Genomic DNA, 16,757 nt, shown 5'->3' with positions numbered 1-16,757 from the left:
ATTTCTGAGAAGCTTTCGAATTTTTTCTTCTCTCGCTCTTTTATGATTGTCATCATGTAGGTTTTTCCAATTCCAGGAATAAGCTCCAAGGCATGGATTCTAGGAGTAATGGGTTGAGCCGTGTTTACATAATCGATGAACCGTTTTTGGTTTGTTATGACTATCTTTTCAACCACACTAGGAAGCTCATTCTTTGCAGATTGCGATATGGATTCATATTCGAGCCTACCTAGAACGCTCATCACCTTATCTCGACCTTCCCTACCAATATAGACCCTTTCACCGATTTCGACACTCAGGTTCTGGGCCCCTAGGAGTTCAAGTAATGTGAGTCGTTCCTCTCCGACAGCTTGAATAATCATACCTTCCTTTCCTCTCACAGTCGACGATTTCGCGCGTTGGGTAAAGTCCAAAACGTACGCATATTCTTCATATCTACGTTGACCCAGCTGACCCCCAGAATTCTGTTCGCCGACTATTCTTCCAGTACCGCTACTATATCCCCTTGCCCAAGCTGACAATGTTGATCTTTTTTTCTTTTTCTCCTGCTTTGATAACCGTTTACCTTTTTATTTAACTTTCATTTGGTGTTTTGATTATGTTCAACATTTTTTGCAAGGTTTCCGTAAGGATTAGCTTTTTCCAGCCAAACGTAAAAGCTCTTAGCTCTTCCAGTGAAGAGGGCGATATGTTGATCACTTCGACAGCCTCTTCTTCTTTTAATTCACACTCCTCAACTAATCTGCTAACCATTTCTCTAGCAGTCTTTGGATCATTTTTTGCAAACTTGGCAACGTAATCATAGGTCCAACGTTGGATTTGGTCCATATCATCTGGCTTAACTTTCTCTAAAATTTCTTTGGATTCAGCTAGTGTAATTATTTCCTTTTTAAGTATATCTGTCACTTTAATTTCCTCCCCTGAATGGCTTTATATGGTTAAATCTAGTTTGCAGGATCTTCAATTTTCCTCCTACTCCAACTTCGACTTTCAAAATCCTTCGCCCGACACCTACCACAGATCCTACTTTACCTTGAAACCTCCTATGGGGGGTGGTGGAATGCTCGGATGGATCTATATCGACAACAACTTTGTCGCCAACTTTATATTCGGTTAGTAAGTAAGATAAACCTTTACAGACATTACGCTTAGTAAGAACAGAACGGGATTTCCTTCTCGTTCCTTGTGACCTTGGCATCGTAGGTTGATGTTCTGAGGCCTTTATTTATGTTATGTTATGTTATGTCATCTGATATTCTGTTCTATCTTATTGCTCCCAATTTCCTTATCTGCCAGAAGGATCTGACACTCCTTGTTCAGATAGCGTAAATAGTACTTCTCGTTCTGGATGATATGGGCTATCAACCATTCTTGCTATCCGGTTTTTTCCGGAGCGCTTCAGGAAAACTCTGTATGTACTGGTATGTGCAACTACATTCCCACCGGTAGGTCGAAACGCTTCGCCAAAAATCGCATCTGGAGAGGATTGGATTTGGTTAGTGGCTAAAACGGCCACTTCGTAAGTTTCTGCTATTCGCACCAACATATGCATGAATTTGTTAAGTTTCTGCTGTCTTTCAGACAGTACGCCTCGTCCGATAAATTCAGCTCTGTAGTGTGCTACGGCTGAATCCACTATAAGTAATTTTACATTCATTTCGTCTATGACTGGACCACTTTCTTGGATAATCAGTTCTTGATGGGCACTGTTGTATGCCTTTGCAACTATCACATTATCGAGCGCGACCTGTGGATCCATTTTTCTAGCAACAGCAATAGATACGATTCGTTCTGGTCTGAACGTATTTTCTGTATCGACGTAAAGAGCTTTGCCTGCTAATCCTCCGTCTGACCTAGTCTGTTTAACCATTACACACAACGTATGACATATTTGGGACTTTCCAGTGCCATATTCCCCATAAATTTCGGTTACAGCTCTTTGTTCTATACCACCTCCAAAGAGATCGTCTAAATTCCGCGAACCAGTCGAAAGACGATCTTCTCTTTTTCTTTTATCATAGAGATGAGTAGCCGTAACGAAGCTCTTGTCAATAATTCCGAGCTCTTCTAATCTACTTCTAGCCTGGTTACACAGAGATGTGGATTTTTCAATTTCCATTCCAGTAGCCTCTGATATATCCATAGGTCCCCTGACGATTAAATCCCTGATAGAGTAAAAGCCTGCTTGTTCTAACCTAGTCTTTGTAGCAGGGCCAATTTGCTCAATAGTGTCAAGACTCAAATGAACTTTAGGAGAATTGTCGTTTTCCAAGGCTTATAATAGAATAGTTGATTTCGCTACTAATTAGCTTTAAGTCAATATTGACATATCTAATATAGAGCACTTAAGACGAACACCACAATTTGAATTGATGAATGTAACAATTAAATTGAGATAACGAGATTTTTTCTCGTCACTATTTGGTGCGTTCGTGATATTGATAGTCGACTTAAACCTTAACCGCAAACATGTACTTGTGATAGGTGGCGGAGACGAGGGAAGCAGGAAAATCAGGGGATTATTGGATCAGGATTGTAAAATCACAGTAGTCTGTGATCGCTTGAATCGTGACCTCCATCAACTAAGGGATCAAGGAACAATAGAAGTTGTAAAGACAAAAATAAAAGATTCGAGCATACTTGATAACTACGATAATTTGTTTTTAGTGCTCGCTGCAACTAATGATAAGGAATTAAACCGCAAGATTGTTGAAAAAGCACGTGCAATGCGCCTATTTGTCTACGCAGTAGACGATCCCGTTTTCAGTGATTTTTCATACGCATCTATAATCAACATCGAAGGCATAATGCAGGTAGCAATATCCACAGCAGGCAGGAGCCCCATAATGTCACGCAGGGTAAGAATAAAAGCTGAGAGGATGCTTCGCAAGACTATAAAAAAAACAGACATTGAAAACGTTAAGTTACAAGAGTTTGCACGTGCTGCCGCAAAATCAGAAATCCAAACAGTGGAAGAGAGGAAAAAATTCCTGTATTCCTTGATCAAAAATGATCGCATCCAGAACCTTATTAAGGAGGGTAAGACAGAAGATGCTAAAAGTACAACATTAGAACTACTGCGTGAATGGGAGAAAGAATAATAGTGGAAACATCGTCGGCGCTTTCACAGCCTTTACAGGTATTCAATGCAAGAATAACCTATCGTAATGCTCCTATCCATCTTCTTGAACGATTCGCTTTCAGTGATTTGAGAAGTGCACATCTAAAGTTGATAGATAGTGCACAATTAAAGGAATGTGTTATAATACAAACCTGCAATAGGGTTGAACTGTTTGCTGCAAGTCCAAATCTGAATAAGGAAAAATTAATAGAGGGATGGGCAAACGTGACAGGATTATCAGTAGATGAGGTTGCCAATAGTATTGAAATTAGCAACGGAGATGAAGTAATCTTACATCTCTTAAAATTATCCTCAGGACTGGATTCATTGGTCCTAGGCGAAGATCAGGTACTAGGCCAAGTCAAACGTGCATTTGAATTCTCACGCATCAATAATTACGCTGGCTCTCATCTTTCAGCTATATTTGACAGAGCGGTGAGGGTAGGCAGTAAGGTCAGAACCCATACAGGAGTGAACAAAGGAAGTGTTTCGATTGGCTCCATGGCAGTCAAACTTGCTACAGAGTGCGTTGACAATATGAACCAAAAACAGATTTTGCTGATTGGTTCAGGAGAAGGAGCAAGTCTGGTTGCCAAATCATTGAAGCAAAGACAAGCTAATTTCATGGTCACCAGTAGAACATTTGAGAGGGCCAGTTCATTTGCAGACACAGTGGGTGGAAACCCGATCACATTCGAGTCAGCAATACAAAGGTTTCAAGAGATCGACTTGATTTTTGTGGCCACAACTGCACCATATTACCTAATCACTCATGAAAGAGTCGAGAAGGCCATGTTGCATAGAGACAAGCAATTGGTGCTCTTTGACTTGTCAAATCCACGCACAGTGGAAGACACAGTAGGAGCAATAGAGAATGTAAAATTGTTTAACATTGACAAGATTGCCAAATTAGTCCAAGATAATATTAAGACTCGCAAAAATGAAATTGCATCAGCAGAGAAGATAATAGACGAAGAGATGAAGCTATTCGGCATGGCTCTCAAGAGAAAGGAGGCAGAGCCCATGGTTATCTCTATTTTCAAGGATGTGGATAAGATTAGAGAACGTGAATTTAAAAAAGCGATTTCTATTCTCGGAAATAAGATAGGGCCAGAAGAACATAGAATAATTGAACAACTGTCCTACGCTATAGTTGAAGCTGTTATGGCTTCGCCAATGAATAGGCTCAGAAAGGAGATAGGAAGCGATAAAAGTGAAGACATCAAGAGAATTGTAGCTAGGCTGTTCAACTATAATGAAGACCGACAAGTATGAATACTCACCAGGATATCCGATCGTTAGGTTAAGGAGACTAAGGAAAACTTCTGCGATCAGAGATCTAGTACAGGAAACTCGTTTATCAGTTAAAAATCTGATATCTCCAATTTTCGTGCAAGAAGGTATCGATAAACGTAAAACAATGGAATCTATACCCGGGATAGAAAGGATCCCGCCCACAGAGATTATTCCTGAAGTCGAAAAGATCTCGGATTTGGGTATCCGAGGGATTATATTATTTGGTATCCCTTCTAAGAAGAACAATAAAGCTGACTCCGCTTTTTTGAAGTCTGGAATAGTGCAAAATTCTGTTAGCACTATTCGCAAACACTTTGGAAACAAAATTGCAATTATAACTGACGTCTGCCTTTGCCAGTATACAACCCACGGTCATTGTGGTCTAATGGCAAGAGGAAAAATAGACAACGACACCAGCGTACATACTTTAGCAAAAGTGGCAATCAGCCACGCTGAAGCTGGCACTGATATGGTAGCACCTTCTTCCATGATGGATGGACAGGTAAAAGCGATTAGAGAAGGCCTGGATGAAAGAGGGCATACCGATGTAGCAATAATAGGCTATTCAGCAAAACACGCATCTCCCCTTTACGGCCCATTTCGTGACATCGCCTGCTCTCACCCACAGCTTGGAGACAGGAAGACATACCAGATGTCATTTGCAAATGCAAGGGAAGCGATGCGTGAAATTGAATTGGATATTTTAGAGGGGGCCGACATCATCATGATTAAACCGGCGATACCGTACCTGGACTTGATCTATCAAGCTAAGAAGGCCACAAACTTACCCATTTGTGCATACAGCGTTTCTGGGGAATATGCATTAGTAAAGGCTGGATCTAAGATGGGCTTGATTGACGAGGACGAAGTTATAATCGAATTTATGACAGCAATCAAAAGGGCTGGAGCAGATCTTATTATTACGTATTTTGCAAAAAAGACTGCCTCGTTGCTCAATGAGTAGATAATTTAGCAGCTTACGATACAGTTATAATATTTTGTAGGCTCAACACTCTCATTATGCTTAGTAATTCAAATTCAAAGTCACTCTTCGAGAGAGCTCGGCAAGTGATACCCCTAGGGGTCAATAGCCCGGTACGATTCTTTGATCCATTCCCTTTTTTTGCAGTGTCAGGGAAGGGGAGTAAAATGGCAACTGTCGATAATGAGTCATTTGTTGATTATTGTATGGGATATGGGTCGTTATTGCTTGGTCATGGTTATCCTGCTGTGACCGAATCGGTCAAGCGACAAATAGAAGATGGAAGCTTGTTCTGTGTCCCAACTGAGGGAGAAGTGAGATTGGCAGAATTAATGTCAGAAATTGTGGAATGCGCAGATATGACAAGACTAGTAAACACTGGATTAGAAGCTACAATGAATGCGGTCAGGTTGGCACGTGCGTTTACAAAGAAAAAGAAGATTGTAAGGTTCGATGGCTGCTATCATGGCGCGTACGACTACGTACTAGCGGCTCATGGTCCTACAGATATTTCCGAAGGCCTACTATCAGAAGCAGTTTCAAATACAATAGTGCTTCCCTATAATGACTCCGAAAGGCTAGAAGATCAAATCAAGCATGACTCTGACATAGGCTGTGTTATAATGGAACCCGTCCCAGCAAACATAGGGCTAGTTTTACCTGAAAGGCAATACCTTAACGAAGTTAGAAGAATCACACTTCAGAATGATGTAGTGCTGATATTCGATGAAGTTGTTACAGGATTTCGCCTTGCGTTGGGAGGTGCAGCAGAGTTCTTCGGAGTTAAACCAGATTTGGCCACATTCGCAAAGGCGTTAGGGAATGGGTTTCCTATTGCTGCTATCGCTGGAAGAAAGGAAATAATGCAACAGCTTTCGCCTAACGGGAAAGTTTACCAGGCCAGCACCTATGCTGGAAATCCAATTTGTGTTTCGGCAGCCATTGCAACGATCAAGACCTTGTGCGATGCTAAGAGTGAAATATACCCAAAAATCGCTAGAACTTGCGATATTATTGTGCATGGTATAAGAGATGCACTAGCCGATCTTAAACTCGGGTGGACTGTCAATAATATTGGTTCAATGTTCCAAACCTTCTTTGCAAATAACAAAGTAACCAACGCATATGGTGCAAACAAATCTGATCCTTCTATATTTAGAAGGGTCTTCTTTGAGCTATTGAAAAAGGGTATATTTATTCCACCATCTCGTTTAGAGACCTGCTTTATTTCCTATTCACATAGTGAAGATGATGTGGATAAGACTATCGAATCGTACCACGAGGCTCTACGTACTGTGAAATTGACTCTATGAATAAATCAAAGGTGGGAACTAGAGGGAGCAGACTTGCTATAGCTCAGACTAAGATCGCTCTACGCAGTTTGAGGAGAGTTACTTTACATGAATTTGAAATTGTGCCTATAATAACTCGGGGAGATATAGATAGAAGACGACCGTTATTTTCAATGAATGAAAAAGGAATCTTCGAAAAAGAATTGGATCAGGCAGTCATTTCTGGAAAAGTTGACTTTGCAGTTCATAGTTTAAAGGATATACCTTCAAATCTTTCTAAAAAGCTAGTCGTAGCGAGCATTCCTAAGCGATCCGAGCCTAATGACGTTCTTGTAAGTAAGAGAAATTTGAGACTACTATCTTTACCTTCCCGTGCTATAGTCGGGACGAGCAGTCTGCGACGAGCGATTCAACTACTTAAACTAAGGTCTGATTTGAGGGTGAAACCAATTCGTGGAAATGTAGAGAGGAGGGTAAGCAAATCCATGGAAGGAGAATATGATGCAGTGGTACTTGCGGAAGCTGGCTTGACCAGACTTGGAATGGCTGATGCAATCACGCAAAGATTCAGCATTAGAGAATTTGTACCTGCCCCTGGACAAGGTGCGATCGCAATGGTGTGCAGACGAGACAACGCTGACGTTATATCGATGTTAAAACAGGTTGAAGACGCACGGTCTAGGGTAGAGACCGATGCTGAACTCTCCCTAACCTCTAAGCTAGAGACTGGCTGCAGATTTCCGGTTGGAGCTATTGCTGCAAGTATACCCGGGAAAGACACATTCACACTGTATGCCAGCATATTCTCTGCAGATGGTACTAAGAACATCAAGGCGAAAAAGATTTTCAAGATGAAAAATGCTGGTATTGTAGGTGATGAGATGGCAGAAATGCTTCTTAGAAACGGAGTGACAGAGTTGGCAGCAGGCTGGCGCGCTGCCGTAAAGAGATGGAATAAACAAATTTGAGGAAGGTATTCATATGCGGTGCCGGTCCTGGCGATCCGGATCTGATTACCGTAAAGGCAATGAAACTTTTGAAGACATGCGATGTAATTTTTTACGACAGGCTAGTAAGCAAAGAAATTATTGATCAAATTCCGTCAAGTTCAGAGGCTTTTTTTGTAGGAAAATCTGAAGGTAATAGCGCCTCACAACAAGCCCACATTAACAAACTGATAGTGGCCTATGCCAAAAAAGGGAAGCGAGTGCTGAGGTTAAAAGGAGGTGATCCTTTTATTTTTGGTAGAGGAGCTGAAGAGGCAGAGTATCTACTAAGAAATAATGTAAAGTTTGAAGTTGTTCCAGGGGTATCATCCGTTGTTGGATCAGCAGCCTATTCAGGAATTCCTCTGACGCATCGACGTTTTTCTTCATCCGTGGCAATAGTCACTGGTCGCGAAGATCCGTTAAAAAAAGAGCCAAGTGTAGACTGGAAAAAATTAGCCTTTGCCGTCGATACCCTAGTTATTCTGATGGGCGTAAAAGAGCTTTCTAGAATTTGCGAGGATCTAATCGATTGCGGCATGGACAAAAATACGATGGTTGCGATTATAGAAAATGGCACTACCAAAAAACAAAGAGAACTTGTGGGAAATTTGGGCAATATCGTGGCTAGAGCTAGACGTTCAAATCTCAAACCTCCGGCTATTATTATTATTGGTAAAGTCGTGTCATTACATAAGAGACTTGGATGGTATTCGAGGTCTAAATTTTAGGACTGAGTGGCTACTATGTATTCCTTAAAAAACAAGGTCCTGGCAATAACAAGAAACAAGATTGAAGCCTCCGAGTTTTCTGAACTGGTAACTTCAGAAGGGGGAATTGCCATGGCATTGCCTGCCATTGAAGTAGTACCCAAAACCCAATCGAATATAATCGGGTTTATAAATCTTGTAAAAAGTCTCAAAAATGAGGAATTGTATTGTGCTTTTTTAAGCCCTCGTGTTATCGATTTTCTATTTGACGGCTCAGTCAAAATTTGTAAGTCCGATCAGCTGATTGCCTTACTGAATTCTTGCATCGTAGTTGCAATTGGGCCCAAGACTAGACAGAGGCTGATCGAACATGGAATCGAGGTCAGACTAGTTCCTGAACGTTATTCATCGCAAGGACTCATCGAACTGTTCGCCAAAATGGAAAATACCAAGGGGAAAAAAATTGTTATTCCTAGAAGTGAAGCGTCAGACGATTTTATTGGAAATGCTTTATCTGCCCTGCAGATGGAGGTAAGCGTATTCCTTCTATATACTATCCGCACCTCCAGAATTACTCCTGTATGGAAAGAGTTCATATCACTGTTGGAACAAAAGAGGGTTGATGCAATAATCTTCACGAGTGCATCGAATGTTAACGCATTCTTTGAAATAACTAGGAGAATTTCGTACGAAGGAAAAATCACGGCATTGCTACGGCATGTCGAAGCAGTTATCACGATAGGCCCAATGACCAGCAGGGAGTTAAAGAAACACAAAATTCAATTTTTTGAATCAGAAGAACATACAATACCTGGGACGATAAAAGTTGCTAGAAGAATTTTTGGAAATAGTACGCCAGAAGGTTCGGCTTCAAGACAAGGATAGAATGGAGCCACTGCCGCAGAGCCGTAATCTGATACGAATTTGGTTTGAAGTTTTGTACATGATATAGTGGCACAAGATCAAATCACCAATTATATGACCAATCATAAAGCGTCTTAATTTACATTTTAGGATACAACGGAGAAGAATAATTCCATTGCCCAACTGACATTTTGTGTAGAAGGATAGGCGTCGCTTATGATATTACTGGCAAAGTTAAGAAACTTCATAAAATAAGTAACAAATTGCCTAAATCCAGCGAAAATTTACAGGGTTAGATTTCCGAGGAGGTTTGACGGGACGTTGCCCTAAAACATATATAAAACATAACGGTGTTATAACTCATATGGCCACTAAAGAAATCAATATGGATTATAGCAAGTATGACTTTAAGGATTCTACTGAGCTTTACGTTTACCTAAGTAAAAAGGGTTTGTCTAGAGGCACAGTAGAGGAAATCAGTAAACTGAAAGGCGAGCCAGAATGGATGAGAGACTTTAGAATTAGATCTTACGAAGTCTTCATGAGTAAACCAATGCCTAATTGGGGTGGCGATATGTCGAAAATTGATTTTCAAAATATATACTATTATGCCAAGGCATCTGAAAAGCAAGGTAAGAGCTGGGACGACGTGCCAGACTCTGTCAGAAATACCTTTGAAAAGTTAGGCATTCCTGAGGCTGAAAGAAAATTCCTAGCAGGTGTAGGTGCTCAGTACGAGTCAGAAGTAGTATATCATAATTTGAGAGAGGACCTACAAAAACAAGGAGTGATTTTCATTGATACTGACACTGCTGTTAAGGAGCAGCCTGATCTGCTGAAAAGACATTTCGGAAAAGTTATTCCACCTGAAGATAATAAATTCGCAGCATTAAATAGCGCGGTCTGGTCTGGCGGCTCATTCATTTATGTTCCACCTAATGTTAAAGTTGAGCTTCCATTGCAGGCATACTTTAGGATTAACGCGGAAAATATAGGTCAATTTGAAAGAACTTTAATAATTGCTGATGAGGGCTCCGAAGTTCACTATATCGAGGGCTGCACTGCTCCAGTTTACTCTACGGAATCTCTTCATTCAGCCGTTGTAGAACTAATCGCCAAGAAAGGTGCCAAGATCAGATATACAACAATCCAAAACTGGAGTAAGGATGTATACAACTTGGTAACAAAGAGGGCATATGCTTACGAGAATGCATCTGTAGAATGGATCGACGGAAATCTCGGGAGTAGACTCACAATGAAATATCCTGGCGTCTACATGCTTGGAAAGAATGCCCACGCTGAAGTCATTTCGGTGGCATTCGCAGGCTCCAGTCAGCACCAAGACGCAGGTGCAAAGGCAGTACATTTGGCACCAAACACGACCTCAAGGATTACAAGCAAATCAATTAGCAAAGATTTTGGTAGGACAACCTATAGAGGATTGCTTCATGTAGCAAAGGGGGCTACCGGCGTAAAATCGAATGTAAGATGTGATGCCTTGCTATTAGACCCAAACTCTAGGACAGACACATACCCATATGTGGAAGTTAATGAAGAAGATGCAACAATTTCTCACGAGGCAACTGTGGGAAAGATAGGAGATGATCAAATCTTCTATTTGATGAGCAGGGGGTTTTCAGAGTCTGATGCCCTTTCTTTAATTGTAGGGGGCTTTATGGAACCCTTCACTAAAGAGCTGCCAATGGAATATGCAGTCGAGCTGAACAGATTAGTAAAAATGGAAATGGAAGGCTCAGTCGGATAAAGTTCCACTTAGCTCATTTTTATTCCGAGGCGCAGAGTGAGTCTGATATTATCTTCTATCAACGACTCTTATATTAGTAATATAATATCTGAATCTAAAGATCCAGCGTGGCTAAGTGAAATGAGAAGGGAAGCATTTTCAAAATATGCCGCTCTTCCAGCCGAAGTTTCACCACTATATTCAAAATATTCAGATGTTAACCGCATGAGAGAGGAACGCGTCAGCTTACCCGAAACTATGGCCCATTTTGAACCATATGAAGAGCTTCGTGGGAGGTTTGAGGAAACAGAAACAGAACAGGGTGCTAGTATATTACGGATAGGGTCTACAATCCATAGTAAATTTATCCCGGAAAGGATTTCAAAAGACGGCATTATAATAGCTGATCTCCAAGAAGCCATGACAAAACATGAAAGTATTATCAAAGACCAGTTAATATCCAATCGGCTGAACTACGGTGAAGATAAGTTTCTAGCGTTAGAGGCATCAGCTTTTAGGTCTGGCATTTTTGTGTATATACCCAAAAATGTTGTAGTCGACGAGCCCATCAGAATAGTGAACTCGCTTGCAAGTGATGCGAATTCCTCTATAACTAGAAATATAATTATTGCCGATACAGGCTCTAAAGCAACAGTTGTCGAAGAGATATACTCCCCACGACCAGAGTTGAACAGCACAAATCAACAAGCATATTTTGAGCTAATGGAGTGCCACGTCAGACCTAACGCCGATCTAGAATTAGTAACCCTACAAGCTATGGATAAAAGCGCTATCAACTTCTCCAATAGGAAAGCCTTCGTAGAAAGGGACAGTAAAATGTCATGGTATCTTGGAATGTTTGGGGCAGAGTTATCAAGATACAAAATTGATAGTATAATGAAAGGCCCTGGAGCTTCAGCAGAAGATGTCGAAATTCTTTTCGGAATAGGGAGTCAATCATTTGACGTGACTTCAAATCTAATACATCATGGAACAAGCTCAAGAGGTAGAGTACTTGTGAAATCCGTTATGAAAGATGCTTCAAAATCCTTATTCAAAGGTATGATAAAAATAGACAAAGAAGCGAAAGCTTCCGAGTCATATTTAGCGGGACACGCGATTCTACTGGACAAGAGTGCGAAATCAGATGCAATCCCAGGCCTAGAGATTGAGACTAATGAAGTCAAGGCCACACATTCAGCATCGGTGGCACAGTTGGACGAAAATGAGATATTCTATCTAATGTCTCGTGGATTGAGCAGAGAGGGTGCTAAGCGCGAAATAGTAAATGGCTTTCTTGAGCCGTTGTCAAGGAAGATGGGTCCAACGATCAGAGCATGGGTTACTTACCTCATTGAGAATAAGTGGTTAGGAAAATCTCTGGTGCTGAAATCGGACGAGGCAATGGAGCAAATACTTGAGGTAGAAAGATCCAGGTACCGGGAGACAGAAGATATCTTCGAAAAACATTACAAATACAGATAGATGGGTAGGCAGGTAGGTAATAAGAATGGCTGAGTGGGTAAGAGCTTGCGACGCGGACGAACTGAACAGTGCGGATCCGTTTGCTTTTGATTACGGGGAAAAGAGAATATTGTTAGCGAGATTCAAGAACACGGTTTATGCTACCGATAGAATTTGTACTCATGCGTATGCTGATTTGTCAACAGGATTTATGAATGAGGATGAAAGGACCATTACTTGTCCCTTACACATGTCTTCATTTAAATTGGAAGATGGAATCCCACAAAATCTTCCCGCCGAGGAGCCTCTGAAAACTTACAAGACAGAAATACGTGAAAAAACCGTATATGTACTGGTAGATTAAGTCCTTAATAGGCGTCTGAACAAGGTCGATTCCTTGCCTTCCTGCTTGCTAGTCACAGCAGCCGGTCTTCTTATTGTCTAGCACTTAAAAACTTGCTTTTGTGTTCCTCACAACAGAAATGCTCTATCCTTGAGACGCCTCGGTTGGAATCCCCTTCCACGTGTGGCCAGCTATTCTTTGAAAACTCTTTCCCGCAATAAGCGCAACTTTTGTCTTGAGGATATGAATCCATAGAGTTAATCTGATTCAACTGAGTCTATTAAATTTAAATAATTTCGGTGCCGTCATTTCCATATCAGAACGGTTCATTATAAATGCCTATTATAATAAACCGAATGATAATAATAATTCGATTATATTGATCTATCCTGTCCAACAGGGTCAGATCGTTCTAGATATTCCTATCAGCACCTTTAACTCGATACGACGTATAATCTAAATACTCTTTTCACAAATAATCCATTATTATGGTAGTTCAACAGTTGATATGTGATAATTGTAAGAAGGTCCTCTTGGAGAAGGAAGGAGATGCATTTCTCGAATCTGGAAAATTTCCGATCTCGAGAGAAGAGGCAGTTATCTTGGATAAGGAACACAGGGGTCACGAATGTCATATTGAAGCTGTAACAAAGGATCACAATTTTTAATTCTATGAATTGAAAGTATAGCTTCATTATAGAAAACAACACTATTTATCTCCTGAAATAGGAGGCAAACAAATAAATTTCATGCTCCGTCTTTGGGCTCTAATGCATAAAAATACGCACGCAAACGTTTCGACATTGTCGGCGATTGCAATTTCAGCAATACTCTTAACATCCTTCACTATGATAGGGATGCAGTACTTACCCCATGCGATGGCGCAGACAAATAGCACAAGCGCAGCACCATCTGCCAATATGACAAGCCCATCCGGTAATGCTACAGGCGCAGCACCATCTGGTAACGCCTCAAGCTCAAGCTCAAGCTCAGGTGCAGCAACATCCGCAAATGCTACATCAGCACAAGAACCACCTATTGGCCAAAGCTTTGTATTGACAGGAACAAAGTCATCTCAAGAAAGCCCATTACCAGGTCATACAAAAGATCAAGTAGTAGGGATTTTGATACCCAGAACTGACAATGCAGTATATTCCGGTGTGCTCACATATACCGCGAGCAAGGGAGCAAATGTCGAAGTCTGGAACGACTTTAATCCTGGTAACTCATCAGCAATTCCAAAGACATTTGGTTCAATGAAGACATCGGAATACCAAGGTAAACCGGTAGCCATAGTTGACTTGAGTCCTAGTGGAGGCTCTGGATCTGTTCCATTCTCTGGCAAAGCTATCTTATTGCATGCAACCTCACCATTTACTGTAACCTATACTGTCAACGCAGTTGCTCAAACAGCACAACAAAAGAGTGATGTTAAAACCGCAATGGCTCTTGCTACTCCTCCAGCTCCAAAGGCACTCCTCTGGCGGCTCAAGTGGTTCTAGCTCTAGCTCTGGCTCTGGCGGCTCAAGTGGTTCTAGCTCAGGCAGCTCACATAGTTCAAGCAGTAAAAGCAGCAAGTCCAGCGAAATCCCACAACCAAGTACACTCGGTTGAAAAACGGAATATAGGTACACAAAACCTTCCTAATTTTTTGTAAGCATCCAATTTTTAGTCTAGCTAACTGATTTTTGACCTTTAGAATATAAGACTGTACCGTTCTTTTCAATCATCAATATTCTACTCGCAGGAACAAGTTGAAAGTTTTCAGAAATTTTTAAAAACTCTAGAAGTGAGATCTTGACTACGGAGTTAAAATCCCTGTAGGAAACAGAATAGCCTTCAGCGTCATCACCGTATAGCGCTTTGCTAAAAATCTCTTGTAACTTACCTTTTTTTACCATCTCTATAGTAAATTAGTCCCCCTGCCTCTACTATTTGAGATACCAGGTCTGGAAACGGTACCATTTTGTAGGATTCATTATTCGTAATATTCATGATCTTATTTTGACTGAGATTGATTTCAAGTACGTCCTTGTCACGAATTTTCGATAAAGTTTCGGGTTCAATTTCAATTGGCAATAAATAGCCACCGTCTATGGCATTTCTATAGAATATCCTTGCAAAAGATGGGGCTAAAATTGCCTTTATACCAACAGTAGAAAGTGCTATCGGAGCATGTTCTCTACTCGATCCGCATCCAAAATTGTTTCCACATACCATAAAGTCTCCTGCAGAAACTTTTTTCGGAAACTCCGGATCAATACCTTCCATCGCATGTTTTGCCAGTTCCTTAGGATCATGAATCTTGAGATATTGCCCAGGGACTATTACATCCGTATCTATATTTGATGATTCAAACTTGTGTACTTTACCTCTAATAGAAGTCATTCTAGTATATCCCTCGGATCTGTTATTTTGCCTCTCAAAGCAGAGGCTGCAGCCACCAACGGAGAAGCTAAATAAGTTTTGGATTTTACATCTCCCATCCTTCCAGGAAAGTTTCTATTTGTGGTGCTAACACATATCTCGCCTTCGCCAAGAACACCCATGTGAGCGCCGCAGCATGCTCCACACGTAGGAGGTCCAACTAGCGCACCGGCTTCTATAAAAATATTTGCCAATCCTTGATTTACTACTTTGAGATAAATAGACTGTGCAGCAGGTAAAACTTCTGTCCTTACTTTAACCTTTTTACCTTTCAATATTTTGGCTGCTGCTTGAAGGTCTTCGAATTTGGCTCCTGTACATGAGCCAATATAAACTCTATCCACCTCAACTTGCTGAAGTTCTCGTGCAGCAGTAGTATTGCCTGGTGAAAAGGGCTTTGCAACTGTCGGCTCCAACTTGTCTATCTCGTAGTGGAAAATCTCGGAGAATTTTGCGTCGCTGTCTCCCAGGATTTTTGAATACGGGGCTGTAGTTCTCTCACGCAAGTATGACTCTGTTACACTATCTGGTTCGATAATTCCGTTCTTCGCACCTGCCTCAGTTGTCATGTTTGTAAGTGTAAGACGCTCATCCATACTCATTCTCTCAACTACGTCGCCAGAAAATTGCATTGTTTTGTAGTTTGCTCCTTCTGTGCCTATATCGCCAATTATCTTCAAAATGATGTCCTTGGCCATAACATAGTTGGGCTTTGTGCCCGTAATTTTAAAAAGCAGCGTCTCTGGTACTTTTAGCCAAATTTCTCCATACATTAGAACATAGGCGATATCAGTGTGACCAAGACCTGCCGCAAATGCGCCCAACGCTCCTGTGGTATTAGTATGGGAATCGCCGGCCACATAGACTTGACCTGGCAATACCAATGCTTCCTCGTGAGAAAGAGTATGACAAATCCCGTACTGGCCTAGGCCGTACTTGAAGTGCTTTGTTACTCCGAATCTTTTTGACCACCTAGACAGGGTCATTATATTTTCGGCAGACACTTTGTCTGCATTTGGCACAAAATGGTCCTCTGCTATCCATACTTTTTCAGGATCCCAGATGTGATCAAGTTTTTTGCCCTTTTTCTCCCACTCATTTAGTACCTTGATAACGCCAGGCCCAGAGACATCATGCATCATTAATTTATCGACACTAACAAAGCCAACTTCTCCAGGTTGTACCCGGTCTTTGCCGCTGGCCCGGGCCAATATTTTCTCCGTAACCGTCATTGACACTGTGATCTACCTCGTTGATATCCGATACACTGATGCATTAAAACCTTATGTAATTTAGAAAGGCAAAATAAAGGACTGGCCGTACTACATAGTTGGTAGTTACTTGGAGATACTGCCAATTAAGCTTAAGGTTAGGAGAAGTAAATTCGATCTGTACGAAAGTATAGCTGGTTCTGGATTTGATTTCACAGAGAATGATGTTCTAGTTATCTCGAGCAAATATTGCGCCATGAGTGAGGGATCCGTCTTGGAGATTGATAGAGTTAAAACAACGTCTAAAGCAAAATTAG

The 16,757-nt window shown here is 41.2% G+C and carries 20 protein-coding genes and 1 pseudogene; 14 read left to right on the top strand and 7 right to left on the bottom strand.

Annotation, left to right across the window (positions count from 1 at the left end; genetic code table 11):
• The 4 genes from DYY65_RS02680 to radA form a co-directional block, all read right to left on the bottom strand.
• Window positions 1-449, bottom strand: a 449-nt coding sequence (locus DYY65_RS02680; protein ID WP_162476450.1) for a DUF655 domain-containing protein, incomplete at its 3' end; no start/stop codon positions are given.
• A 124-nt stretch (window positions 450-573) separates the two neighbouring features.
• Window positions 574-906 (bottom strand): RNA polymerase Rpb4, encoded by a 333-nt coding sequence (locus tag DYY65_RS02675; RefSeq protein ID WP_370519277.1) that lies wholly within the window; start codon window positions 904-906, stop codon window positions 574-576.
• A 1-nt stretch (window position 907) separates the two neighbouring features.
• Window positions 908-1,198, bottom strand: coding sequence for a 50S ribosomal protein L21 (locus DYY65_RS02670; protein ID WP_162476443.1), 291 nt, complete (start codon window positions 1,196-1,198; stop codon window positions 908-910).
• Window positions 1,199-1,285: 87 nt separating this feature from the next.
• On the bottom strand, window positions 1,286-2,272 hold the full coding sequence (radA, locus tag DYY65_RS02665; RefSeq protein WP_236561617.1) for a DNA repair and recombination protein RadA: 987 nt from the start codon (window positions 2,270-2,272) through the stop codon (window positions 1,286-1,288).
• Between the two features lie 166 nt (window positions 2,273-2,438).
• Here radA and DYY65_RS02660 point away from each other — a divergent pair, with 166 nt between their 5' ends.
• The 13 genes from DYY65_RS02660 (at window position 2,439) to DYY65_RS02600 (ending at window position 14,459) form a co-directional block, all read left to right on the top strand.
• Window positions 2,439-3,101 (top strand): precorrin-2 dehydrogenase/sirohydrochlorin ferrochelatase family protein, encoded by a 663-nt coding sequence (locus DYY65_RS02660; protein ID WP_162476442.1) that lies wholly within the window; start codon window positions 2,439-2,441, stop codon window positions 3,099-3,101.
• A 2-nt stretch (window positions 3,102-3,103) separates the two neighbouring features.
• Window positions 3,104-4,396: a glutamyl-tRNA reductase gene (gene hemA / locus DYY65_RS02655; protein ID WP_370519276.1), complete on the top strand. Its 1,293-nt coding sequence runs from the start codon at window positions 3,104-3,106 to the stop codon at window positions 4,394-4,396.
• Window positions 4,377-5,381, top strand: coding sequence for a porphobilinogen synthase (gene hemB / locus DYY65_RS02650; protein ID WP_162476440.1), 1,005 nt, complete (start codon window positions 4,377-4,379; stop codon window positions 5,379-5,381). The genes hemA and hemB overlap by 20 nt, the downstream gene beginning before the upstream one ends.
• Window positions 5,382-5,437: 56 nt before the next feature.
• A complete protein-coding gene (locus DYY65_RS02645; protein WP_162476439.1) occupies window positions 5,438-6,712 on the top strand; it encodes an aspartate aminotransferase family protein in 1,275 nt (424 codons plus the stop codon).
• Window positions 6,709-7,659 carry a hydroxymethylbilane synthase gene (gene hemC / locus DYY65_RS02640; RefSeq protein ID WP_162476438.1) on the top strand — a complete coding sequence of 317 codons (951 nt, stop codon included), beginning with the start codon at window positions 6,709-6,711 and terminating at the stop codon, window positions 7,657-7,659. Before DYY65_RS02645 ends, hemC begins: the two co-directional genes overlap by 4 nt.
• On the top strand, window positions 7,656-8,408 hold the full coding sequence (cobA, locus tag DYY65_RS02635; protein ID WP_162476437.1) for a uroporphyrinogen-III C-methyltransferase: 753 nt from the start codon (window positions 7,656-7,658) through the stop codon (window positions 8,406-8,408). Before hemC ends, cobA begins: the two co-directional genes overlap by 4 nt.
• A 15-nt stretch (window positions 8,409-8,423) precedes the next feature.
• The gene (locus DYY65_RS02630) at window positions 8,424-9,272 is read left to right on the top strand and encodes a uroporphyrinogen-III synthase (protein WP_162476436.1); all 849 of its coding nucleotides are present in this window, start codon (window positions 8,424-8,426) and stop codon (window positions 9,270-9,272) included.
• Between the two features lie 343 nt (window positions 9,273-9,615).
• Window positions 9,616-11,016, top strand: coding sequence for a Fe-S cluster assembly protein SufB (sufB, locus tag DYY65_RS02625; RefSeq protein WP_162476435.1), 1,401 nt, complete (start codon window positions 9,616-9,618; stop codon window positions 11,014-11,016).
• Between the two features lie 36 nt (window positions 11,017-11,052).
• The gene (gene sufD, locus DYY65_RS02620; protein ID WP_370519275.1) at window positions 11,053-12,480 is read left to right on the top strand and encodes a Fe-S cluster assembly protein SufD; all 1,428 of its coding nucleotides are present in this window, start codon (window positions 11,053-11,055) and stop codon (window positions 12,478-12,480) included.
• A gap of 25 nt (window positions 12,481-12,505) precedes the next feature.
• Window positions 12,506-12,823: a Rieske (2Fe-2S) protein gene (locus DYY65_RS02615; RefSeq protein WP_162476433.1), complete on the top strand. Its 318-nt coding sequence runs from the start codon at window positions 12,506-12,508 to the stop codon at window positions 12,821-12,823.
• A 467-nt stretch (window positions 12,824-13,290) separates the two neighbouring features.
• Complete coding sequence (locus DYY65_RS02610; protein WP_162476432.1) at window positions 13,291-13,470, top strand: hypothetical protein; 180 nt, start codon at window positions 13,291-13,293, stop codon at window positions 13,468-13,470.
• Window positions 13,471-13,572: 102 nt separating this feature from the next.
• Window positions 13,573-14,304 (top strand): hypothetical protein, encoded by a 732-nt coding sequence (locus DYY65_RS02605; protein WP_162476431.1) that lies wholly within the window; start codon window positions 13,573-13,575, stop codon window positions 14,302-14,304.
• Window positions 14,295-14,459, top strand: coding sequence for a hypothetical protein (locus DYY65_RS02600; RefSeq protein WP_201449277.1), 165 nt, complete (start codon window positions 14,295-14,297; stop codon window positions 14,457-14,459). The genes DYY65_RS02605 and DYY65_RS02600 overlap by 10 nt, the downstream gene beginning before the upstream one ends.
• Window positions 14,460-14,475: 16 nt before the next feature.
• Here the strand turns inward: DYY65_RS02600 and DYY65_RS02595 are convergent, their stop codons facing one another.
• The 3 genes from DYY65_RS02595 to DYY65_RS02585 are packed head-to-tail and all read right to left on the bottom strand — an operon-like array spanning window position 14,476 to window position 16,461.
• Entirely contained in the window at window positions 14,476-14,703 is a 228-nt protein-coding gene (locus DYY65_RS02595; protein WP_162476429.1) for a DUF504 domain-containing protein, read from the bottom strand.
• Window positions 14,687-15,181: a 3-isopropylmalate dehydratase small subunit gene (locus tag DYY65_RS02590; protein WP_370519279.1), complete on the bottom strand. Its 495-nt coding sequence runs from the start codon at window positions 15,179-15,181 to the stop codon at window positions 14,687-14,689. The genes DYY65_RS02595 and DYY65_RS02590 overlap by 17 nt, the downstream gene beginning before the upstream one ends.
• A 5-nt stretch (window positions 15,182-15,186) precedes the next feature.
• A complete protein-coding gene (locus DYY65_RS02585) occupies window positions 15,187-16,461 on the bottom strand; it encodes a 3-isopropylmalate dehydratase large subunit (protein WP_162476427.1) in 1,275 nt (424 codons plus the stop codon).
• Between the two features lie 109 nt (window positions 16,462-16,570).
• On the opposite strand from DYY65_RS02585, the pseudogene DYY65_RS02580 reads away from it, so the two are divergent.
• Window positions 16,571-16,757 (top strand): annotated as a pseudogene (locus tag DYY65_RS02580) (hypothetical protein); the annotation flags it as partial.

The sequence above is a fragment of the Nitrososphaera sp. AFS genome, assembly GCF_009898475.1.
In the GTDB taxonomy this organism is placed as follows: Archaea; Thermoproteota; Nitrososphaeria; order Nitrososphaerales; family Nitrososphaeraceae; genus Nitrosopolaris.
This window is presented reverse-complemented; position numbering and strand designations above follow the sequence as displayed.